Here is a 20,810-nt window from a genome sequence, read left to right on the forward strand (position 1 = left end):
TGCCGGGTCTGTGACGAACAGGCCCGGCATCTGCCTGTAAGCGGCCTGGATTTCGAAAGGCGGGACAAGAGCTTAGAATTTTGTCTTGCGATTTTCGGGAAGTTGATTCCTCATGGAATTATCAGCGACAGCGGAGGGAAAACCCATGCCGCGCCTATTCACAGGCCTTGAGATTCCGTCGGAGACGGGCCTCATGCTTTCAATGCTCCGGGGAGGCCTTCGGGGCGCCCGCTGGATCGATCCGGAAAACTATCACCTGACCCTGCGTTTCATCGGCGACATCGATGACCGCACCGCCGACGAGGTCGTGGAAGCGCTCGACAGGATCCGGCGCGACCCGATCGAGATCCGGCTGACGGGTCTCGGGTCGTTCGGCAACGGCAAGCCGCACGCGGTCTGGGCCCGGGTCGAGCCGAGCACCCAGCTGGCGGACCTGCAGGCGGAACAGGAGCGCATCCTGCAGCGCCTGCACCTGCCGGCGGAGCGGCGCAAATACATTCCCCATGTCACGATCGCGCGCTGCAAGACCTCGACCAACGAGGATGTTGCCAAGTGGCTGAGCGAGCGCGGCAATTTCCAGGCGCCGCCTTTCGTGGCGGGCCGGTTCGTGCTGTTCTCCGCGAAGGCCAGCGTGGGAGGAGGGCCGTACCTGGTCGAGGAGGCCTATCCCCTGGCGGCCTGAGCGCGACCGCAGCACAGATCCGGCAGCGGTCGTCCACGATGGCCGCGGCAGCGGAGGAGCTTTCTTCGACCGTGACCGGGATGTCCGGCGCAGCGCCCGCCACGCAGGACGCCGCGGTGCCGTCCTGCGCTTCAGCCGGAAGACCGCCCGAGCAAGCCCGCGTAGACGTCCAGTGTTTTCGAGCACATGGTCTCGACGGAAAAATTCTGGCGGACATGGGCGAGCGCCCGGTCCGTCATTTCTTTCCGAAGATCCGGATCCTGCTGCAGGGCTTGCCGGATGGCTGTTGCCAGCGCCGCCGGATCTCCCGGCGGAACCCGCCAGCCGGTGCGTTCTTCCTCGCTGGCCTGCGGCGGTGCCAGCACGGTTTCCGGAACGGCGCCCAGATCAGAGACGATGACAGGCACGGAGGCTGCCTGCGCTTCGACGGCCGCGCGGCCGAAAGCTTCGGGTTCCGTCGAGGCGACCACCGCCAGATCGGCCAGAGCCATTGCCGCCGGGACATCGGCGCAATGCCCGACCAGCCGCACGCGATCCTGCAGGCCATTGTCGGCAATCAGTCTCTTCAGTTCGGCCATGTAACCGTCGCGCCCCTGGGGGTCTCCGGCGAGAATGGCCAGAGGTTTGCCGATCTCCGCTTCCATCAGATGGGCCATCGCCTCGATCAGCACCTTCTGACCCTTCCACGCGGTCAGGCGCGCCATGTTGACGATGATGGGATGGCCCGAGGGGATGCCCCACTGGTCCTTCAGAGCCTGCCGGCGCAGCGCACTGACATTGGCCGGATCGAGGCCCCGAAGGTCCGAGCCGCGCTGGATCACGGTGATCCGGTCTTTTGAAAAGGGGTGCCGGTCCGCGACAAGACCGGCGATGAAATGAGAATTGGCAATCACCGCATCGCCCCGGGCCATCACGGAATTGTACCAGGCTTTCAGGGCGTTCGATTGATTGTAGGTGCCGTGATAGGTGGTGACAAATGGCGTCCCGGTTCGGCGCGCGGCCCACAGGGCCGACCAGGCAGGCGCGCGGCTCCTGGCGTGAACGATGCTGACGTTGCGCAGGCGGATGAGCTCGGCCAGACGGGCTGAATTCTTCCAGATCGTCAGCGGGTTCTTGCACTTGACGGGGAGCGTTATGTGTTCGGCACCGCAGGCCGTCAGGTCCGGGACCAGTTGCCCGCCCTGGCTGACCACGAGGGCCGTGCCGCCCGCCTCGATGATTGCCTTTGCCACGTCAAGCGTCGTGCGTTCCGCGCCGCCGGAATTCAGGTCCGGGATCACTTGCAGGATCGTGGTTGCTGGAGGCAGCTGCGACAAGTCGGGTCTCCGGAAATCTTTTCAAGACGGGGCGTCTGTGCAAAGGCTTGCATGAAAACGGATCAGCATGAGAGCCATAATATGGGGACGAGCGAACCGCAATTCATCAGCGTCGGAAAAGATGCCGACATTCGCCGGATCGCGGTGCTGAGACAGCCGGGCCAACAGCCCGGGGTCATGTGGCTGTCCGGGTTCAAGTCCGACATGAACGGCACCAAGGCGGAAGCGCTCGCGGTTTCCGGGGCGGGCCGCGGCCAGGAGGTCGTGCGTTTCGATTATTCCGGCCATGGCCTGTCCGATGGTGATTTTGAAAAGGCCTGTGTATCCGACTGGCTGGAAGAGGCCGCAGCCGTGTTCGACGCGTTCTGTTCCGGCGAGACGGTTCTTGTCGGCTCCTCCATGGGCGGCTGGATTGCCTTGCTCCTGGCCCTGAGCCGCAAGTCCGGCGGCAAGATCAAGGGGCTTGTCCTGATCGCGCCGGCGGTGGATTTCACCGAGGACCTGATGTGGAACCAGCGTTTTACCGACGAAATTCGGCGGACGATCCTTGAAAAGGGCCGCTGGGAGCAGCCCTCGGCCTACGGGGACGTTCCTTATGTCATCACCCGCAAGCTGATCGAGGACGGACGCGATCATCTTCTCTTCGGCAAGCCTTTGCAAACCGGCTGTCCGGTGACGATCCTGCAGGGCGCGGAGGATCCGGACGTGCCCGCCAGCCATGCCCAAAGGCTTGTCGAGGCCCTGCCACAGGACGATGTCACCTTCACCCTGGTGCCCGACGGCGATCACCGCCTGTCGCGCCCGCAGGACATCGAGCTGCTGCTCAGGGCGGTCGAGGAGATGTCCGGCCGGTAGGCGCAATGCCGTCAGACCGGCATCGTCTCGGCTCCCTGTTTCCGGACCCGGTACCAGGCCCAGAACAGGCGGGCGGCGACGGCGCGGTGCGGCGACCAATCGGCTGCGATTGCATCAAGAGCCTTTTGCGGCGGCCTTTCCGGCAGATCGAGTGCCTGATGCACGGCGACCTGAAGGGCCAGGTCGCCGCTGGGAAAGACGTCCGGATGACCGGCGCAGAACAACAGGAATATGTCCGCGGTCCAGCGGCCGATGCCCTTGACGGCGCACAGCCGGGCATGGGCCTCCTCCGCCGGAGCCTCGGCAAGACGGGCGAGGTCCAGTCCGTCCCGGCAAGCGGCCGACATGGCGCGCAAGGTCCTGATCTTTGGCCGGGACAGGCCCGCCCCGGCCAGATCCTCGTCTGAAAACCTCTCCAGGTCGTCCGCGGTCAGTGGCGAAACAAGAGCCTGAAGGCGTGCAAAGATGGCCGCTGCACTGGCAACGGAGACCTGCTGCCCGGTGACGATCTGGGCCAGACCCTCGAAATTCGCCGCGCGGCGGCGCAGGGGAAGCGGGCCGGCGACCGAGGCGATCCGTGCCAGGCGGCTGTCGGCCGCGACCAGCGCCGCCAGGCCGGTTCGGATGTCATCATCGGTCGCAATCGGCTTCATGGTCGCGATCCCTGGTCGCCAAGAGATTGTGCCGGGCCCTCTTGCAAGGGGAGGCCGGAATGATAGGTAGGACCTGAATGATCCGCCCGCGTCAACCCGGCACCGCACCACAGATGACCAAACCCGTTTTTCGCTTCGCGCCCTCGCCAAATGGGCATCTGCATCTTGGCCATGCGCTGTCGGCCCTGCTGAATGCCCGCGCCGCGGTCGCCTTGAGCGGCCGATTGCTGGTGCGGGTGGAGGATATTGACCAGGCCCGCTGCACACCCGGGCTTGAGCTGGAGATGTTTGAAGACCTGGCCTGGCTCGGCCTGACCTGGGATGAACCGGTCCTGCGGCAGTCGGAGTCCTTTCCCCAGTACCGCGCAGCGCTGGAGCGGCTTCAGGACATGGGGCTGGTCTACCCGGCCTACCTGACGCGGGCGGAGATCCGGAAACATGTCGCCGGCTTCGAGGCGAACGGCGGCGGTTGGCCCCGCGATCCCGACGGGGCGCCGCTCTATCCCGGTGATGCCGCCGTGCTCAGCGGCCGGGACATTGCCGAGCGCGCCGATAGCGACGCACCCTTTGCCCTGCGCCTCGACATGAAACAGGCGCTGGAACGGATCGGCCGGCCGTTGACCTGGCTGGAGGCGGGGGCCGAGGGGGAGGCGCTGTTCGATCCGGCGGTGCCGGTCACGGCGGATCCAGCCGCATGGGGCGACGTGGTGCTGGCGCGCAAGGATACGCCGACCAGCTATCACCTCTCCGTGGTGGTGGACGACGCCCGCCAGGGCATCACCGATGTGGTCAGGGGCAAGGATCTCTACCATGCCACCAGCGTGCACCGGGTGCTGCAGGAACTGCTCCAGCTGGACGCGCCGGTTTACCGGCACCACCGGCTGATTCTGGGCGAGGACGGCCGAAAGCTGTCGAAGTCGAACAGGGACACCAGCATACGGTCGTTGCGCGAGGCCGGCATGAGCCATGCGGAGCTGCGCAGGCGGATCGGGCTCTAGGGTAGGCTCAGGCCGAACCAGGCGTCCAGAAACCATATCCAGAGGCTGGTCGTCACGATCGCGCTCAAGGTCGTGGTGGTGATCGCGTTGGCGGACATGGCATGCCCTGTCCCGTAGCGGTTGGCGAAGACGTAGGCGTTGACGCCGGTCGGGCAGCTTGCCGTCAGGGTGGCGACGGCGGTCCAGAGCGGCGGCAGCCGGAAGACAAAGTCACCGATCACGAAGACGGCGGCCGGCAACACGAAGATCTTGATCACGCCGAGCAGGAGCCCCGGCACGACATTGCCGCGCATGCCGTATTGCACGAGGCTCATTCCGAGCGAGAGCAGTGCCAGGGGCAGGGCCGTGGCGGCGATCCGGTTCAGCACGTCCGCTCCGATCTCCGGAAGTTCAAGTCCGGTCATCCGCCAGGCAAAAGCGATGATGATCGTGATCACAAGCGGGTTCATGAAGACGGTGCGCAGCGCGCCGACGGCCATCTGCGCGAAAGGCGGGGTGGCGGTGCCGCTGTCGACCGCCGCCGCGCGCTCCATGATCACGGCCATCCCCACGGTCATGACGGCCAGATGGATCGAGATGATCAGGAGCAGGGGGACAAGGCCGTCGTCGCCGTAGACCGCCGAGATGAGCGGCAGTCCGACCATGATCGTGTTGGCGAACGCGGCCGAGATGCCGCCGATGGCGCCGGCACGGGCATCGCGCGCAAAGCCTTTCCGGATGACCAGCGTGCCGAGCGCAAAAGCAATGCCGACGCCGAGGAAATAGGTTACCCAGAGCGCAACGGGCAACCCCGTTGACAGGTCCGCGCCGATCAGGGTCCGGAAGACCAGGATCGGAATGGCGACCACATAGACAAACTGGCCGAGCGCCTCGCTGGCGCTTTCCTTGAGCACCTTGAACTTGGCGAGCGCATAGCCGATGCCGATCAGGACGAAAACGGGAGCGACAATCGTGAAGGTTTGCGCAAGCATGAAAACGTCATTCCGGAACGGTTAGGAACGGGACAGGAAGGCTGCCGGGTACAACCGGAACGGGACCGGATAGACAGCAGACGGTCATCGGGGTAAGCAACGGTATGAGGCATACTTGGCTTTTTGGCGCCCGCCTGGCAAGCCCTGTTGATGTCCGGAACAGGTGAAGGAATCGGGGCTGCATGGCGGATCGGGACGAGGACGGTGTCAAGCTTGCGCTGCTGGCCCACGATCTGAGAACGCCGCTTGCGGCCATGCGGCTGACCGCCGAGCTCATCGGCAAGGGGCCGCTCAACGGAACCCAGAGCGAACAGCTGTCGATCCTGATCCGCTCCATCGATGCACTGACGCAGATGACCGGCGACCTTGTCGCGGAAGCAGGGCCGGGCACCGCGCCGGAGGGGGCTCCGAGCCGGGTTGACGTCGTCGTCGGAGAAGTCACCGACCTGTTTCAGATCGCGGCGAACGCCAAGGGCCTCACGCTCGAGCTGCAGGTCGGCGAAGGCGGACGGGACCTTTGGACAGGCAAGTCGGCCGCGCTGCGGCGCGTGTTGACCACGCTCCTGGACAATGCTGTCAAATACACCGCGACCGGCGGTGTCCATGTGGAGTTGACCGGCTATGAGGCGGGGGACGCGGAACACGGTGACGCGGCCCGGGCGAGACTCTCGGTCACGGACAGCGGACCGGGCATAGACCCGGAGGAAGGCGCCCGGTTGTTCCGTCCTTTCGTGCGTGGCCGCCACGGCCGCGAAACGGGGGCGGGCAGCGGGCTGGGGCTCTGGGGCACCGAACTTCTGGTCGAGGACATGAACGGGCATCTCACGCTTGAGCGGCCCGAGCGCGGGGGCAGCCGTTTCGTGGTTGATTTCCCCGTTGCAAGGGAAGGCGAGGCCTTGCCGGCTTCCTCCGGAAGCACGCCTGCAGAACAGCCTGTTTCCGCGCTGCCGCCGATGCATGTGCTTGTGGTCGACGACAATGAGACCAATTGCAGGCTGCTCTCGGCTCTGCTGGAGTCCTTTGGCATTACAGCCGATGTCGCCCGGTCCGGTGAACAGGCAATCGCACTGGCGGAAAAGGGCCGCTACGATGCGGCGCTCCTGGATCTGCACATGCCGGAAATGAGTGGTGTGGAGACGGCCGAGCAGTTGCGGGTATTCCGCAGCGAGCGCGAGCTTCCCCTGATTGCGGTCACGGCAGCGTTGGAATCCGCCGGCGATCACCGGCTCGAGGAGGCCGGGTTCCAGCACATGCTTACCAAACCGCTGTCGCCGGCCGATCTCTATGCTGCCATGCAGCTGGTTCACCGGCTGAAGCGGCAGTAGACACATCCCAATAGTCAGGCAAAACCTGACGATCAGGCAATTCCCGAGAAATAGGTGTGCGTTCGATCGCGCCGGCTTGTGGCGGCTGATTTCAGCCCGACAACCTCGCCGCGGCCTCGATCGCGTGTTCGAGCCGGTCGTCGCCCCAGTAAAGTTCTCCGTCTGCAAGGACAAAACTCGGCGCGCCGAAAATGCCGCGCTCTTCGGCGTCCGTTACCGCCGCGCGCAGGCCGATCTTGGTTTCCCTGGAATGCGCAGCGGCCAGTGTGCTCTTGGCCGGGGCTCCGGCTTCCAGCAGCAAGTCGGCCATCAGCGCCTCGTCGGAAATGTCCAGTCCCTGCGCGAACTCGGCAATGAAGACGGCGCGGGTGAATGCTCCGATCCAGGACTGGTCGCGGCCCGCATGGGCGACGCGGGCGGCCAGGAGGCTCTGTTGCGGGAACGGAACGGGCAGGGAGAAGGGCAGACCATAACCCTCGCAGAGCCGTTCCATGTCACGCAGCATGTAGCTGCCCTTGGCCTGGTAGAGATTGAAGGGCGAGGTGGACCAACCGTTTTTCTTGAAAATCGGCCCCAGCAGAAATGGACGCCAGACGATCGAGACCTCCCGATCCCGGGCCAGCGTTTCGATGCGCATTGCAGAAAGATAGCTGTAGGTGGACGCGAATTCGTACCAGAATTCGAGTGTTGGCCGGTCGTTCCGAGGCACTGATTCATTCATCGTGCCGGAGGATCTAGCGGACGGCGGATTGTTGGGCACCTTCCGAATTCTCCGAATACCCTGTGGCGCCTGCCCGCAGGAGGGGATTGGACAGGCCGTCGGGATGCGCTAAAGAGCTGCCATGAAGCCGATCCGTCCCGTTTATCATAATCTGAAGCGCCGTCTTGGCAACATGGCCAAGTGGTCAACCGGCCATCCCATGCCCGCGGTCGGCCTACTGGTCTGTCTGGTCTCGCTGTTTTTTCTCGCCTTTCCGGAAACGGATCTGCGGGCCAGCGGGCTGTTCTACTACGGGGACGCGGGGTTTGCGGCGCAGGATGTCGACTTCCTGCGCAAGGTCCGGCATCTCGGGCCGTTTCTCGTTCGCGTCATCGCCGTTTCCTGCGTTGCGGTCCTGCTCTTGAAGCTTTTCATACCGGGGCGTCCACCGATCCTGCCGCTCAGACAACCACTGTTCCTGCTGTCGACGCTTATCCTGGGACCGGGTGTATTGGTGAACCTGGTGCTGAAGAACAACTGGGGACGGCCCAGGCCTCGCTCCGTCGAGGAATTCGGCGGCGACCTGCCGTTCCAGCCGGTCTGGAAGATCACCGATCACTGCGACAGCAACTGTTCCTTTGTTTCCGGGGAGGCGTCCGCGGCCATGTGGCTGCTGGCCATCGTGTTCCTGCTGCCGGCGAGCTGGCGCAAGGCCGCGCTGGCCTTCCTGATTCCACTCGGACTGATCCTGTCGGTCAACCGGGTCGCATTCGGCGGTCATTTCCTGTCCGACACCCTGATTTCCTGGGGGCTGACGCTGCTTGTCATTCTCACCGTCTACCGGCTGCTCTACATCAGGCAACCGCCGCTGGTGAGCGACCGACAGCTAGATGAATGGTTCACCAGGCGCGGGCGGGCCTTGCAGCGGCTTCTGGCCGGAGCCGGGCGCCGCCTTCGTGGCGCGGCACGGGTGTTCTCGCAACACTGAGCCGGTGGCGTTTGTCACTTCCGAGGCCGGGTTCGCTTCAGGATCCTGGCAATTTGCAGCGGCGACCGTTCCTCGACCCAGGTGATTGCGCTGTTCAGGTGCCGGGTCTTGCGGCGGCGGCTGCGCAGGGAGCGCGCGGCGCTCCGGCTCGTGCCGACGATCACGATCATGCCAAGCGCCAGCAACGGCACACCCGTCGGAATGGGCATCCACACCGTTGCAAGGCCGGCAAGGATCAGGACTGCCGCGAGAGACCACCACAGGATTTTCATGGTTCATGCCAAGGGAATTGACCGGGACTGCAATCAATACAGCGCTCTGTGAGACGGATTTATGAACCTTGCGGTGCGCCTGATCGCGGTTGTCCGGCTCCCGTCAGCGAATCGAGCAGGTCGACGCAGCCGGCGCGCACCAGCCGCAGGACGTGGTCAAAGCCGTCCGGACCGCCATAGTAAGGGTCCGGCACGTCCCGTTCAGGGGCATTCAGCAGAAGGCGGATCCGTGCGGATCCGCCGGCGGTCCGGAACTTCAGGGTCTCAAGGTTGTCGCGGTCCATGGCCACGATCGTATCGAAACGGTGAAAGTCCTCCGTGCAGACCTGCCGTGCCCGTTGCGCACTGATGTCCAATCCGTGCCGGGCGGCGACATCGATCGAACGTGGGTCCGGAGGGTTTCCAATGTGCCAGGCACCGGTGCCCGCCGATTCGACCGTAAACCGGCCGGTCTGGCCGGCCTCCTCGACGAGCGTGCGGAAAACGCCTTCCGCCAGCGGCGAACGGCAGATATTGCCAAGACAGACAAACAGGACGGCGTGGTTCACATGTTTCCCTTTCCGAGGACAGGCGCGAAGCGTGCCGTCTTCGTCCCGGGATTGCAATTGCCGCGTCGCGGGCGCACGGTTCTTTATCGGCCGGACCGGCCCGGTTCGCCGCAATGATCCGGTGCTGCAGACGGGACAAGCACGAGATCCTGTAGGAGGAGCAGATGGCAGAACGATTGAAACCGGAAGATCGTGCCGCGGGGTTGAAGGCCTTGCCGGAGTGGCATCTGTGTGAAGGCCGGGAAGCCATATCCAGATCCTTCAAGCTGCACGATTTTCGACAGGCCTTTGCCTTCATGACCCAAATCGCGCTTGTTGCGGAAAAGATGAACCATCATCCGGAATGGTCGAATGTCTATCGCAATGTCGACGTCACGCTGTCGACACATGATGTCGGCGGCTTGAGCCAGCTGGATCTGAAGCTGGCCGCCGAAATCGACAGGATCGCAGGATCTTATGGATAGGGTACTCTCCCGCCAAAGGCATCGCCGTCCCGGCTCGCCCTGCAATTTCAGTCGCTAGCTGACCTGGCCGGATGCGGCACGTGAACGGACTGTGGCTAGCCGCCCTTGGCCAGCACAAAGCGATGACCGCTGTCCGTCCGCTCGGCCTCAAGCAGCGCGTGGCCGTTTTCGCGGCAGAAATGCGGAATATCGATTTCGGCCATGGGGTCGGTGGTGAGCACGGTCAGCCGGTCGCCGTCGTTCAGGCGCGTCAGGGCCTTGCGGGTCTTGAGGACGGGAAGAGGGCATTTCAGGCCCTTGAGATCAAGCATGGTCGCTGTCGACACCGAATGGACTCCGTGCAATGGCCAGATTTTGCATAACATAGTCTGGAAATCACGGCGGGACAGGCATTCATACAAGTTTAGGAAGTGAAAACTAGGTTGTTTTCACAGGATCTTGCGGACGCCGACAAAAACCGGCTTGAGCCGGTGCGACGCCTGGATGTGCACACGGACCGGTCGGCGGCTGCAGGCCGGCGGAGCCATGGCAGGTGTTTTCAGGAAACAATGTCGGCTGCCGGACGTCACGGTGCAGGAGCAGGATGGCTGGATGAAAACGGGATTTTGGAACGTTGCGTGGGTTGCTCTTTCGCTGGTTGCCCTTCTGGCCGTCCCGGCGAAAGCCGAGCCGGGAGAGATCAGGCTCGTCACGCAGAGTTTTGCACCCTTGCAATGGGACAATCACGGCAAGCCGGACGGTTATGTGACAGCCTATCTGCTGGCGGCCGCGGAGCGGGTCAGGGAGATCGTTCCCGTCACGGTCACCGGGTTTGATTTCCTGCCGTGGAAACGGGCCATGCTGACGGCAGAGACGTCTCCCAACGTGCTGTTCTTTTCACTGTCCCGCACGCCCGAACGGGAAGACAGGTTCCACTGGTTGGGCGAGGTGTCGCCCTATGGCCAGTATTTCTATCAGCTGGCGTCGCGGCCGAAGATCGACGTGGAACGCATTGAGGAATTGCGTGATCTCGATGTCAGGATCGGCGTGCAGGACGGCAGCAATCTACTCGCATACCTCAAGAAACTCGGCTTCGAGGGCTCGGGAACGCTCGTACCGATCACGGATTTTCACCAGGGCATTGAAATGCTCTATCTCGGCCGGGTCGACATGCTGCCCCTGACCGGATTTCTGGCCGAGGCAAGCGCATGCAAGCAGGGATATGACGGCAGCCAGCTGCGGCCGGTCATTTTCGTCGAGGCCCTGGCAAAGCCGCTCTGGGCGGTTTTCAGCAAGGGCACGGATCCCGATCTGGTCGAGGCTTTCCGGGCGGAAATGGCCGCGCTGAAGGACGAGGGGTTCCTGAGCGCCCAGATCCGTGAGCATCAGGCCAATTGGGAAACCCTTGCCTGCGGTGCCCTGACGGCAGGCCACTGACGGCCGTCGAGACTTTACAATTTCCGGATCGGATGACAATTCATGAGTGAGCAGACGATTTCCTCCCTCGACGTGCTTGATTTCTGGTGGCAGGCGGGCTCGTCGAAATGGTTCGCCAAGGACGACAAGTTCGACAAGCGGTGCAAGCAGACATTTCTCGGTGCCATCGAGGCCGCCGCGGCGGGAGATCTGGACGGCTGGAGAGACACTCCGGACGGGTCGCTTGCCCTTGTGCTGTTGCTCGACCAGTTCACGCGCAATGTCTACCGGGGCAGTCCGGACGCGTTCAAGGCGGATGCCAAGGCCGTCGAAGTCGCGGAAGGTGCTCTTGCGAAGGGATATGACAGAGCCTTCCCGAAGGACGGCAGGGGATTTTTCTATTTTCCGTTCGAACATTCGGAAGACATGGCGCACCAGGAACGCGCGGTGGACCTTTTTCGCGTGCTCGGCGACCGGGAGCTCTATCATTACGCCCTGATCCATATGGACGTGATCCGCCGGTTCGGGCGATTTCCGCACCGCAATGCCGTGCTGGGCCGCCAGACCACCGCGGAAGAAGCGGCCTATCTCGAAAGCGGCGGGTTTTCCGCCTGAGCGCCGCACGTGCCTGTCGCGCATAGCTGCCGTGTGGACCCTCGGTCCGGCATGCAGGCGGCGGGGGCATGCCGCATTTTTGAGCGGTTTTCAGCGGCCGTGCAATTTTGCCTAATTTCTAGTCTTAAGTTTGGCTTATGATGCAAAAATAGGCAAAAAAATTGCCTGAAAAGCCATCAGCGGCAATTTTCAGCGAGCTCGACTCAGGGCCTTGTTGCGGTGCGAAACCGCAGAATTCCGCCAATCGTTCCTTTAAATTTCCAAGTTGGCACGGTCCTTGATTAGTAGGGCCCGAAACCGGCCCGGACCCACGGCACGTGGATGAGCCAGAGACCTGAGACGATCCTTCCAGAGGGGAACGCAAACAGGCGCGCCGTCCGGACTGGTAGGCCGAGCTTCTTCGACGGGAAGGGGCGCTAAGCAAGGGGAATGGAACGAGCAATGAAAATAGTGATGGCCATCATCAAGCCGTTCAAGCTCGACGAAGTGCGCGATGCATTGACCAGCATCGGCATCCAGGGGCTGACGGTGACAGAAGTGAAGGGCTATGGCCGCCAGAAGGGGCACACCGAAATCTATCGCGGTACCGAGTATGCCGTCAGCTTCCTGCCGAAGCTGAAGATCGAGGTCGCTGTGGATGCCGCCTCCGTCGACAAGGTCGTCGAAGTGATTTCTGGCGCAGCCAAAACCGGTCAGATCGGAGACGGCAAGATCTTCGTCTACTCGATCGACCAGGTCGTGCGCATTCGTACCGGCGAAGCCGACGCCGAAGCTCTTTGATTTAGGTAAGGAAACGTATCATGAAAAAACTTGTCGCTAAGGGCGCGACGTCGCTGGCCTTGCTGAGCCTCACCGCTCTGCCGGTGCTCGCGCAGGATGCCGAGGCTGCTGCTGCTCCGGCCGTATCTCCTGAAGTCGCCTATATCTTCAACACGCTGCTGTTCCTGATCGGTGGCTTCCTGGTGATGTGGATGGCCGCCGGCTTTGCCATGCTGGAAGCAGGTCTGGTCCGCTCCAAGAACGTGTCGATGCAGTGCCTGAAGAACATCACGCTCTACTCGATCGCGGGTCTCATGTTCTGGATTACCGGTTACAACCTCATGTACACCGGTGTCGACGGCGGCTTCATCGGCTCCTTCGGCCCCTATTCGTTCGATGCCGTTGGCGGCAATGCGCTTGACACCGGCTACTCCACGGCTTCCGACTGGTTCTTCCAGATGGTGTTCTGCGCCACGACAGCCTCGATCGTCTCCGGCACCCTGGCCGAGCGTATCAAGCTGTGGCCGTTCCTGATCTTCACTGTCGTGCTGACCGGTTTCATCTATCCGATCGCGGGTTCCTGGCAGTGGGGTGCCGGCTGGCTCTCCGAAATGGGCTTCTCCGACTTTGCCGGTTCGACACTGGTGCACTCCGTCGGTGGCTGGGCCGCGCTTGCCGGTGCGATCATCCTCGGTGCTCGTAAGGGCAAATACGGCGCAGACGGCTCCGTACACCCGTTCCCGGGCTCTTCCATGCCGCTCGCCACGCTGGGTACCTTCATCCTGTGGCTCGGCTGGTTCGGCTTCAACGGCGCTTCCCAGCTCGCAATGGGTACGATCGGTGATGTCTCCGACGTCTCCCGCATCTTTGCCAACACCAACATGGCTGCTGCTGCCGGTGTCGTTGTCGCGGTCATCCTGACCCAGGTTCTCTACAAGAAGGTCGACGTGACCATGGCCCTGAACGGTGCCCTGGCAGGTCTGGTCTCCATCACCGCCGAGCCGCTGGCTCCGAGTGTCTGGCAGACCGTCTTCATCGGTGCCGTGGGTGGTGCGATCGTGGTCTTCACCGTTCCGCTTCTCGACAAGCTGAAAATCGACGACGTCGTCGGCGCCATCCCGGTCCACCTGCTGGCCGGTATCTGGGGCACCTTCATTGTGCCGCTGTCCAACAGCGACGCGTCCTGGGGCACCCAGATCGTCGGTATCGCTGCCTACGGCGCGTTCACCCTGGTTGCTTCCGCAGTTGTCTGGATGATCCTGAAAGTTGCCATGGGCATCCGGGTCTCCGACGAGGAAGAAGCTCTGGGTCTCGACAAGGTCGAGGTCGGCGTCGAAGCCTACCCGGAATTCGGAACCGGTTCCCAGCGCATGTAATCCATGCGCTGAGACAAAAATCTCCCAGGCGGTCTATTGGCTCAGACCGCAAACTTGGAAAGCCCGGGGGCAACCCCGGGCTCTTTTTTTGTTTGCCGGCACGCGTGAGCAGGCGGGCAATGAATTGCATAAAAAAACATCATTTGAGCATCAATTGATCAATCCGCTCCAGCCCTTCCTTCCCCTATAATTGGGATCCGCTCAGAAATACGGCGGAATCCAGCCCTTTTCTTCATCATATGCCTATCTGGCATGCATTTTGAATGCTGCGGCACTCGAAACGCATAAACAAAGGGCAGATTGCCCAACTGGGGGTCAGAAATGAATGAAGCTGGGGTAGGCGGGGACGTCTTTTTCGTCCTTGTCGGAGCTATTCTCGTGTTCGCCATGCATGGCGGTTTCGCTTTCCTGGAGGTCGGTACAGTCCGGCAGAAAAACCAGGTCAACGCGCTGGTGAAGATCCTGGTCGATTTCGCCCTGTCGACCGTCGCCTATTTCTTTGTCGGTTACGCGGTGGCCTATGGAACGACTTTCCTCGTGAATGCGGCGACGCTGTCCGGCGGCGGCAGCGGATTCGAGCTTCAGGGCCTGACACTGGTCAAGTTCTTCTTCCTGACCACCTTTGCTGCGGCCATTCCGGCGATCATCTCCGGCGGCATCGCCGAACGGATGAAGTTCTGGCCGCAATGCCTGGCGACGGTGGCTCTGGTCGGTATCGTCTATCCGCTGTTTGAAGGTCTGGTCTGGAACGGCAATTTCGGCTTCCAGGGTTGGCTTGAAACCACGTTCGGCGCAGGCTTCCACGATTTCGCGGGGTCCGTGGTCGTGCATGCGGTCGGCGGCTGGATCGCGCTCGGAGCGGTCCTGCTGCTTGGTGCGCGTCGTGGCCGCTACGACCGCAACGGTCGTCCGATCGGTATTCCGCCTTCGTCCCTGCCCTGGCTGGCGCTGGGATCGTGGATGCTGTGCGTGGGCTGGTTCGGCTTCAACGTGATGACGGCCGCCTCGCTGGAAAGCGTCTCCGGCCTTGTTGCGATCAATTCTCTGATGGCCATGGTCGGCGGCATTCTGGCGGCACTTGTGGTCGGACGGAACGATCCGGGCTTCGTGCATAACGGTGCCCTCGCCGGGCTGGTGGCTGTCTGTGCCGGGTCCGACATCATGCATCCGATCGGCAGTCTACTGGTCGGAGGTGTCGCCGGGGCGATCTTCGTAACCGGATTCGAGATCTGCCAGAATCGTCTGAAGATCGACGATGTGCTCGGCGTCTGGCCGCTTCACGGCATTTGCGGCGCCTGGGGCGGCATTGCCGCCGGGTTCTTCGGACTGGAGGCGCTGGGCGGCCTCGGCGGTGTTTCGCCGATGTCCCAGGTCATCGGCACTGTGCTTGGAGCCGGCTACGCGCTCGCAGCCGGTTTCGTCGTCTATGGCGTCCTGAAGGTGGCGATGGGCCTGCGTCTTTCCCCGGAAGAGGAACATCTTGGCGCGGATCTCTCGATCCACAAGATCAGCGCCAATCCGGAACAGGACCTGGGGCGCTAAGTTCCCCCCAACGGCAGGCGGGCGGCACAAGCAGCCGCCGTCCGCCTGTCTTTTTTGTCTGGCTGGCTTTTCCGTCAGGCTGCGGTGTTGTCTTGCCACAGGCGTTCAGCGAGATTGTCGTGGCCGTCGACCACAAGGTGGGCGCCGGCGGCGCGCAGCTGTTCCGCATGGCCGTCATGGCTGTGACCGCCGCCGACGAATCCCCATACCGTCATGCCGGCCGCGAGCCCTGCCCTGACGCCGTTGGCGCTGTCTTCCACCACAAGCGTTGAAGCGGGTGAGGCACCCAGCTTTCCGGCCGCAAACAGGAACAGGTCCGGTGCCGGTTTGCCGTTTGCCACCTGTTCCCCCGAATAGATATGGGGGTCGAAATAGGGGAACAGTCCCGTATGTTTCAGCTTGTGAACCAGCCGGTGCAGCCGTGAAGAGGAAGCGACCGCCCGCGCGCCGTCATGGGCCTCCAGCAGTTGCTTGATGCCGCTGATCTCGGTCAGTTCCCGGTCGATGCGCTCCATGGTGGCGGCGTCCAACTCGGGGCCGAATGTTGCGGGAAGCGGTCCTTTGCCGAGGCGCCGGTAATCCCGGTCGAGGGCCGCCCAGAAATCCTCGCTGCCAAGCCCCTGGAACCGGTCCATGTAGTCGTCCAGGTCATAATGCAGCCCGATCCCGGCCAGGTGCTCGCGCTCGACATCGACATAGATCTTTTCCGAATCGACCAGAACGCCGTCGCAATCGAACAGGATCGCTTCAAATGCCATGGATTTCCTTCTTTCCAGTGTGTTGGAGCCGTGCCGCATTCCGTGAAAGCCCGATTGTCAGTGAGAGCCGTCAAAAAGTCCTTTAACGACCTGTCGTTGAAACAAGATGACAAGCAGGGCCGGCGGCAGGATCGCGACAATCGCGAGCATCGTTCCGCGCGCACTGGTCGTGCCGAAAAACTGCATGCCGCGCACCAGCGTGTAGGTGCCTTCCTCGGACGTGACCATGACCGGCCACAGATACTGGTTCCACCCGTTGACGAACAGGACCAGAAACAGGGCGGCGGCGGTCGGTACGGACAGGGGCAGCAGGATGTCCTTGAAAAACTTGAGAGGACCGGCGCCGTCGAGCCTTGCCGATTCCACCAGGGCATCCGGCACGGTCATCAGGAACTGGCGGAAAAACAGCGTGCCGAGGCCCGAAGCGGCCAGCGGCAGAATGAGGCCGGCCCGCGAATTCACCAGCCCCAGGTCTGCGACCACCGCGTAGGTCGGCAGAAACCGGGATTCCAGCGGCAACATCAAGGTCAACAGCAGCACGGCAAAAATGGCGGTGGAAAAGCGAATCCGGAAATAAATCAGCGCATAGGCGGCCAGCAAGGACAGGGCAACCTTCAGGCCGGCAAAACCCGCGCCGAGGAAAAACGAGTTCAAGAGCATGGACACGGTGGTGACGTCACCGGAAAATCCGGCACTTGATGTGAGAAACTCCAGGTAGTTTTCCAGGCCGCTTCCGCCGGGATCCAGCCGGGGCCTGATCCGTTCGCCCGGTGCATGGGTCGTGGCGGCAAACAGCGCATAGACCGGCAGCACCATGAACAATGCTCCGGCGATGAGAACGATATGATCGACAAGTTGGGCGTGCCATCGCCGCCAGGAAATCATTGTGGGTCGTCCTAGAGAATGTGAGGGCGGTGTGCGTAAGGGAAGCCTACAGCACAACGATTCCAGAGTGTTTGGCCTTGTGTTCGGGTTCGACATGAATGGTGATGCGGGCGCCCGGCACGTCTTCGCTAATGGCTTCCTCTATGCGGTCGCAGATGTCGTGGGCATCCTTCACGGACAGGCTGCCGGGAACCACCAGATGAAAATCGACGAAGATCGAACGGCCGGCGATCCGGGTTCGCAGGTCATGGGCCTCGAGCGCGCCTTCACCGTGTTCGGCGATCAGCAGCCGGATCTTTTCCAGCACGTCGGCGGAGGCTGCCTCATCCATCAGGCCGCCGATGGATTCCTTGACCAGTTCCCAACCGGACCAGAGCACCGCCAGACCGACCAGAACCGCCAGGGCGGGGTCGAGCACCTTCCAGCCCGTCAGCATGACCAGGACGACGCCGGCCAGGACGCCGGCCGAAGTGACGACATCGGTCATCAGGTGCTTGCCGTCGGCAACGAGTGCCGGGGAACGGGCCTTGCGGCCGTATTTCATCAGGTAGCGGGCCCATGCCGCGTTTATCAGTGCCGCCACGACATTCATGGCAATGCCCGGGGGGGAATAGACCGGGCTGTCGCCATGGACAAAGCCGAGCCAGGCCTCCCGGAAAATCGACAGGGCGGCGAGCACGATCATTACGCCGACCAGCACGGCTGCGAAATACTCAACCTTGTCGTGACCATAGGGGTGGTTGCTGTCGGCGGGTTTGGCGGCGAACCAGACGGCGGCAAGCGCGGCGATGGAAGAAGCAATGTTGACGGTGGTTTCGAGCGCATCGGAATAGAGGGCCACAGACCCGGTGAGCAGATAGGCTCCGGTCTTGAGACCAAGCACGATCAGGCCGACAACAATGCTCAACGAGGCAATCCGGAGCTTGTGGCTCAGGTCCATGCCAGTCCCCCAAGTCGATCATTTCCCGCCCTTGCGGGCGGAAATCAACGGTCACGACCGGTCCTTCCTGGCCGGGACCGCCCGTCGAGCGCGGACGGGGCGGTCCGGTGCGTGGCGACCGGTCCGGGCAAGGGGTATCAGTTTCTGCCCAAGTGGCAACCCGCTACCGGGTGCCAGCGGGTGGATTTCGCAGGAGAATTGACTTTCGGTCACACATGGTGACGGCGGTCAAAGGCCGCCCTTCCAGTCCATGACCGCAGCGCCGACGATCGAACCGGGGCCATCCCGGTCCTCGATCTGGACGAGCACGGCGCAGCGTACATCATCCTTCAGCATGAGTTTCGACTTCGGCATCCGGAAGGTTTCCTGACCGCCCGACCACATGCCAATCGGCTGGAGGTGTTGCACAACGTTGACATAGCGGAGCTTCCTGCCGGCATTTTCGCCGCGGCCGACATCGACAAGAGCCTCTTCCTTGATGCTCAGGAAATAGATCGTTGCCATCTTGCGGCCGTGGGGCAGGGTTCCGTCGACCGTCGCCTGGACAACCATGTCGGAGATCTTCAGATCGACATCGGCGGTGAAGGGTTCGGTGCGGGCAAGGGCGGCGCGGACATCTCGCTCACGGCTGCCCACAACATGCTCGTCACCGTTGACCACCATCTGTGGTGTGTAGACGGAACGGTCGCCCCGGCGGGCGGCATAGGCGCGCTGGCGTTGCGAGTGAGCCGGGCTCGCGAGTGTGTCCTTCCAACCGAGATAGTCCCAGTAGTCGACCGGCAGGAGTACGGTGAGAATGTCATCTTCCTGCTCGACCAGCCTTTCGGCCAGCCGGTCGGCGGGCGGGCAGGACGAACAGCCCTGGCTGGTGAACAGCTCGATGACCTTCTCGGGCTGCGCGTTTGCGCCTGTCGAAGCGGCCGAGAAGGCGATTATTCCGGCGACGACAACACATCCGGATCGGAAAGCACTGAGGGCTTTCCGGGACAGTATTCCCACCATTTGGCTCTTTCCCTTGTTTGAGTGCCCCTAAAATATGCAATGGGACAGTCAATCGCGAGTCACGAGGCGGTGACTTTCGGGCTTTGCCGGCAATCTCGCGGATTTGTGAGGCGGCCGCACAAGCAGGTGTCAGCCGCCGGCCATCACTTTCTTCAGTTCCGGCATGAAGACATCGCGGTAGGATGTCGGGCTGAGCGGGCCGATGAACTTGTAGCGGATCATGCCGTCGGCATCGACGATAAAGGTCTCCGGCACACCATAGACACCCCACTCGATCGCTGTCCGCCCGCCTGAATCCGCGCCGATCAGGTCGTACGGATTTCCAAGGCTTCCCAGGAAACGGCGGGCATTTTCCGGCTTGTCCTTGTAATTGATACCGACGAGCTGGATGCCGTCGACCGTGGCGAGCTCCTCCAGCAGCGGATGTTCCTGGCGGCAGGGCACACACCAGGATGCGAACACGTTGACGACGGACACCTTGCCCGTGAGGTCTTCACGGCCGAAACCGGGCACCGGCTTGCCATCGGCGGAAAGGCCTTCCACGGGCGGCAGGCTGAAATCGGGTGCCGGCTTGTTGATCAGCGCGGAAGGAATTTTCTGCGGGTCGCCACCCAGCGTCAGCTGGAACAGAAACAGGGCGGCCAGGGCGGCGAAGACCACCAGTGGCAGCAGGACCAGAACCGGAAACCTTCGTTTGCCGGTCCCGTTCCCAGAGCCGTTTTGCGCGTCAGCGCCGGTGTCGGGGGTGGTCATGGGTGTTGTTGATCCTTGCCGTCCGGACGCGCCCGGGAAATACCTTGCGCGGCGAGGTCCTTCAGGGCCTTTTCCTGGACCGCCTTGTCGATGCGCACCCAGGCGATCAGGGCCAGCACCGTCGCAAGGCACAGCCCGTAGGACATGATGATGAAACCGGCGTGAGGTCCGAGGTCCATGGTGTTACTCCGCGGGCTGGGCAGTTGCGGCCGCCGTACCGGGGCTCGCGGCACTGGCTGCGCGCAGACGCAGCGCACGCACCCGCCGGCGCAGGATTTCGTTGCGCATGGCCATCAGGTGCAGCACGAAAAACAGGAGCGTAAAGGCCACGGCCATCACCATAAGCGGCCACAGCAGGTCCGGGTGAATGGTCGGTCCGTCCATGCGCATGACACTGGCGGGCTGGTGCAAGGTGTTCCACCAGTCGACCGAGAACTTGATGATCGGCAGGTTGAGCGCACCGACCAGCGTCAGAACCGCCGCGGCCTTGCCGGCTTTTATCGGGTCGTCCATCGTCCGCCAAAGCGTCATCAGGCCGAGATACATGATCAGGAGTACGAGCACCGAGGTCAGGCGCGCATCCCAGACCCAGTATGTGCCCCACATGGGTTTGCCCCAGAGCGAGCCGGTCACCAGCGCCATGAAGGTGAAGGCGGCGCCGATCGGCGCGGCGCATTTGGCGGAAACGTCCGCGAGCGGGTGTTTCCAGACCAGGGTGCCGAGCGATGACAGCGCCATGATGGAATAGCACATCATGCTCAGCCAGGCGGCGGGCACGTGGATGTACATGATCCGGACCGTGTCACCCTGTTGATAGTCTTCCGGCGACACGAAGAAACCCATGTAGAGGCCGGCAGCGAAAGCGAGGACGCACAGGCCTATCAGCCAGGGCAGAACCAGATCTGCCAGCCTCATGAACCGCGTCGGATTTGCGTAATCCCAGATTGCCATGGAACCGTTCTAATCTAGAGCGTTGTCCGCATCAATGCACCAGTCTGCCGCAGCGCCGCATT

25 protein-coding genes are annotated in these 20,810 nt (G+C 62.7%); 11 read left to right on the forward strand and 14 right to left on the reverse strand.

The annotated features are described in order from the left end of the window. Positions 1 to 145: 145 nt before the first annotated feature. Positions 146 to 682 (forward strand): RNA 2',3'-cyclic phosphodiesterase, encoded by a 537-nt coding sequence (thpR, locus tag O6760_RS09295; RefSeq protein WP_269585100.1) that lies wholly within the window; start codon positions 146 to 148, stop codon positions 680 to 682. A gap of 131 nt (positions 683 to 813) precedes the next feature. Here thpR and O6760_RS09300 read toward each other — a convergent pair whose 3' ends face one another. Next, positions 814 to 1,998 carry a glycosyltransferase family 4 protein gene (locus tag O6760_RS09300; protein WP_269585101.1) on the reverse strand — a complete coding sequence of 395 codons (1,185 nt, stop codon included), beginning with the start codon at positions 1,996 to 1,998 and terminating at the stop codon, positions 814 to 816. Positions 1,999 to 2,079: 81 nt separating this feature from the next. On the opposite strand from O6760_RS09300, the gene O6760_RS09305 reads away from it, so the two are divergent. Then, positions 2,080 to 2,853 carry an alpha/beta hydrolase gene (locus O6760_RS09305; protein WP_269585102.1) on the forward strand — a complete coding sequence of 258 codons (774 nt, stop codon included), beginning with the start codon at positions 2,080 to 2,082 and terminating at the stop codon, positions 2,851 to 2,853. An 11-nt stretch (positions 2,854 to 2,864) separates the two neighbouring features. Here O6760_RS09305 and O6760_RS09310 read toward each other — a convergent pair whose 3' ends face one another. Continuing rightward, complete coding sequence (locus tag O6760_RS09310) at positions 2,865 to 3,506, reverse strand: DNA-3-methyladenine glycosylase family protein (RefSeq protein ID WP_269585103.1); 642 nt, start codon at positions 3,504 to 3,506, stop codon at positions 2,865 to 2,867. Positions 3,507 to 3,619: 113 nt separating this feature from the next. Here O6760_RS09310 and gluQRS point away from each other — a divergent pair, with 113 nt between their 5' ends. Next, entirely contained in the window at positions 3,620 to 4,504 is an 885-nt protein-coding gene (gluQRS, locus tag O6760_RS09315) for a tRNA glutamyl-Q(34) synthetase GluQRS (protein WP_269586243.1), read from the forward strand. Here gluQRS and O6760_RS09320 read toward each other — a convergent pair. Continuing rightward, entirely contained in the window at positions 4,501 to 5,475 is a 975-nt protein-coding gene (locus O6760_RS09320) for an AEC family transporter (RefSeq protein ID WP_269585104.1), read from the reverse strand. The genes gluQRS and O6760_RS09320 overlap by 4 nt on opposite strands. A 182-nt stretch (positions 5,476 to 5,657) precedes the next feature. Between O6760_RS09320 and O6760_RS09325 the strand changes: the two genes are divergently transcribed. Continuing rightward, a complete protein-coding gene (locus O6760_RS09325) occupies positions 5,658 to 6,800 on the forward strand; it encodes an ATP-binding response regulator (protein WP_269585105.1) in 1,143 nt (380 codons plus the stop codon). 91 nt (positions 6,801 to 6,891) lie between these two features. Here O6760_RS09325 and O6760_RS09330 read toward each other — a convergent pair whose 3' ends face one another. Beyond that, the gene (locus tag O6760_RS09330) at positions 6,892 to 7,437 is read right to left on the reverse strand and encodes a 2-hydroxychromene-2-carboxylate isomerase (RefSeq protein ID WP_269586244.1); all 546 of its coding nucleotides are present in this window, start codon (positions 7,435 to 7,437) and stop codon (positions 6,892 to 6,894) included. A gap of 205 nt (positions 7,438 to 7,642) precedes the next feature. Between O6760_RS09330 and O6760_RS09335 the strand changes: the two genes are divergently transcribed. Further along, positions 7,643 to 8,488 (forward strand): phosphatase PAP2 family protein, encoded by an 846-nt coding sequence (locus O6760_RS09335; protein ID WP_269585106.1) that lies wholly within the window; start codon positions 7,643 to 7,645, stop codon positions 8,486 to 8,488. A 14-nt stretch (positions 8,489 to 8,502) separates the two neighbouring features. Here O6760_RS09335 and O6760_RS09340 read toward each other — a convergent pair whose 3' ends face one another. Both O6760_RS09340 and O6760_RS09345 read right to left on the reverse strand, forming a co-directional pair. Continuing rightward, positions 8,503 to 8,760: a hypothetical protein gene (locus O6760_RS09340; protein ID WP_269585107.1), complete on the reverse strand. Its 258-nt coding sequence runs from the start codon at positions 8,758 to 8,760 to the stop codon at positions 8,503 to 8,505. Positions 8,761 to 8,819: 59 nt separating this feature from the next. After that, positions 8,820 to 9,308, reverse strand: a complete 489-nt coding sequence (locus tag O6760_RS09345; protein ID WP_269585108.1) for a low molecular weight protein-tyrosine-phosphatase — start codon at positions 9,306 to 9,308, stop codon at positions 8,820 to 8,822. Between the two features lie 164 nt (positions 9,309 to 9,472). On the opposite strand from O6760_RS09345, the gene O6760_RS09350 reads away from it, so the two are divergent. Beyond that, positions 9,473 to 9,772: a 4a-hydroxytetrahydrobiopterin dehydratase gene (locus O6760_RS09350; protein WP_269585109.1), complete on the forward strand. Its 300-nt coding sequence runs from the start codon at positions 9,473 to 9,475 to the stop codon at positions 9,770 to 9,772. A gap of 95 nt (positions 9,773 to 9,867) precedes the next feature. Here O6760_RS09350 and O6760_RS09355 read toward each other — a convergent pair whose 3' ends face one another. After that, positions 9,868 to 10,137, reverse strand: a complete 270-nt coding sequence (locus O6760_RS09355; RefSeq protein ID WP_269585110.1) for a sulfurtransferase TusA family protein — start codon at positions 10,135 to 10,137, stop codon at positions 9,868 to 9,870. Positions 10,138 to 10,363: 226 nt separating this feature from the next. Between O6760_RS09355 and O6760_RS09360 the strand changes: the two genes are divergently transcribed. From O6760_RS09360 to O6760_RS09380, 5 genes are all read left to right on the forward strand, one after another. Then, positions 10,364 to 11,188 (forward strand): substrate-binding periplasmic protein, encoded by an 825-nt coding sequence (locus tag O6760_RS09360; RefSeq protein WP_269585111.1) that lies wholly within the window; start codon positions 10,364 to 10,366, stop codon positions 11,186 to 11,188. A gap of 42 nt (positions 11,189 to 11,230) precedes the next feature. Beyond that, positions 11,231 to 11,782 carry a DUF924 family protein gene (locus O6760_RS09365; RefSeq protein WP_269585112.1) on the forward strand — a complete coding sequence of 184 codons (552 nt, stop codon included), beginning with the start codon at positions 11,231 to 11,233 and terminating at the stop codon, positions 11,780 to 11,782. A 441-nt stretch (positions 11,783 to 12,223) separates the two neighbouring features. Beyond that, positions 12,224 to 12,562: a P-II family nitrogen regulator gene (locus O6760_RS09370; protein ID WP_269585113.1), complete on the forward strand. Its 339-nt coding sequence runs from the start codon at positions 12,224 to 12,226 to the stop codon at positions 12,560 to 12,562. A 20-nt stretch (positions 12,563 to 12,582) separates the two neighbouring features. After that, a complete protein-coding gene (locus O6760_RS09375) occupies positions 12,583 to 13,917 on the forward strand; it encodes an ammonium transporter (protein WP_269585114.1) in 1,335 nt (444 codons plus the stop codon). A 321-nt stretch (positions 13,918 to 14,238) separates the two neighbouring features. Then, entirely contained in the window at positions 14,239 to 15,459 is a 1,221-nt protein-coding gene (locus tag O6760_RS09380; RefSeq protein WP_269585115.1) for an ammonium transporter, read from the forward strand. A gap of 74 nt (positions 15,460 to 15,533) precedes the next feature. Here the strand turns inward: O6760_RS09380 and O6760_RS09385 are convergent, their stop codons facing one another. The 7 genes from O6760_RS09385 to O6760_RS09415 form a co-directional block, all read right to left on the reverse strand. Continuing rightward, positions 15,534 to 16,217: an HAD family hydrolase gene (locus tag O6760_RS09385; RefSeq protein ID WP_269585116.1), complete on the reverse strand. Its 684-nt coding sequence runs from the start codon at positions 16,215 to 16,217 to the stop codon at positions 15,534 to 15,536. A 57-nt stretch (positions 16,218 to 16,274) separates the two neighbouring features. After that, on the reverse strand, positions 16,275 to 17,102 hold the full coding sequence (locus tag O6760_RS09390; RefSeq protein WP_269585117.1) for an ABC transporter permease subunit: 828 nt from the start codon (positions 17,100 to 17,102) through the stop codon (positions 16,275 to 16,277). A gap of 46 nt (positions 17,103 to 17,148) precedes the next feature. After that, on the reverse strand, positions 17,149 to 18,042 hold the full coding sequence (locus O6760_RS09395) for a cation diffusion facilitator family transporter (protein WP_269585118.1): 894 nt from the start codon (positions 18,040 to 18,042) through the stop codon (positions 17,149 to 17,151). 228 nt (positions 18,043 to 18,270) lie between these two features. Further along, on the reverse strand, positions 18,271 to 19,044 hold the full coding sequence (locus tag O6760_RS09400) for a DUF1223 domain-containing protein (protein ID WP_269585119.1): 774 nt from the start codon (positions 19,042 to 19,044) through the stop codon (positions 18,271 to 18,273). A gap of 129 nt (positions 19,045 to 19,173) precedes the next feature. Beyond that, positions 19,174 to 19,797, reverse strand: a complete 624-nt coding sequence (locus O6760_RS09405) for a DsbE family thiol:disulfide interchange protein (RefSeq protein WP_269585120.1) — start codon at positions 19,795 to 19,797, stop codon at positions 19,174 to 19,176. After that, a complete protein-coding gene (ccmD, locus tag O6760_RS09410; RefSeq protein ID WP_269585121.1) occupies positions 19,794 to 19,976 on the reverse strand; it encodes a heme exporter protein CcmD in 183 nt (60 codons plus the stop codon). Before ccmD ends, O6760_RS09405 begins: the two co-directional genes overlap by 4 nt. A gap of 4 nt (positions 19,977 to 19,980) precedes the next feature. After that, positions 19,981 to 20,748 (reverse strand): heme ABC transporter permease, encoded by a 768-nt coding sequence (locus O6760_RS09415; protein ID WP_269585122.1) that lies wholly within the window; start codon positions 20,746 to 20,748, stop codon positions 19,981 to 19,983. Positions 20,749 to 20,810 lie beyond the last annotated feature (62 nt).

Origin of the sequence: Roseibium sp. Sym1 (assembly GCF_027359675.1) — a bacterium.
In the GTDB taxonomy this organism is placed as follows: domain Bacteria; phylum Pseudomonadota; class Alphaproteobacteria; order Rhizobiales; family Stappiaceae; genus Roseibium.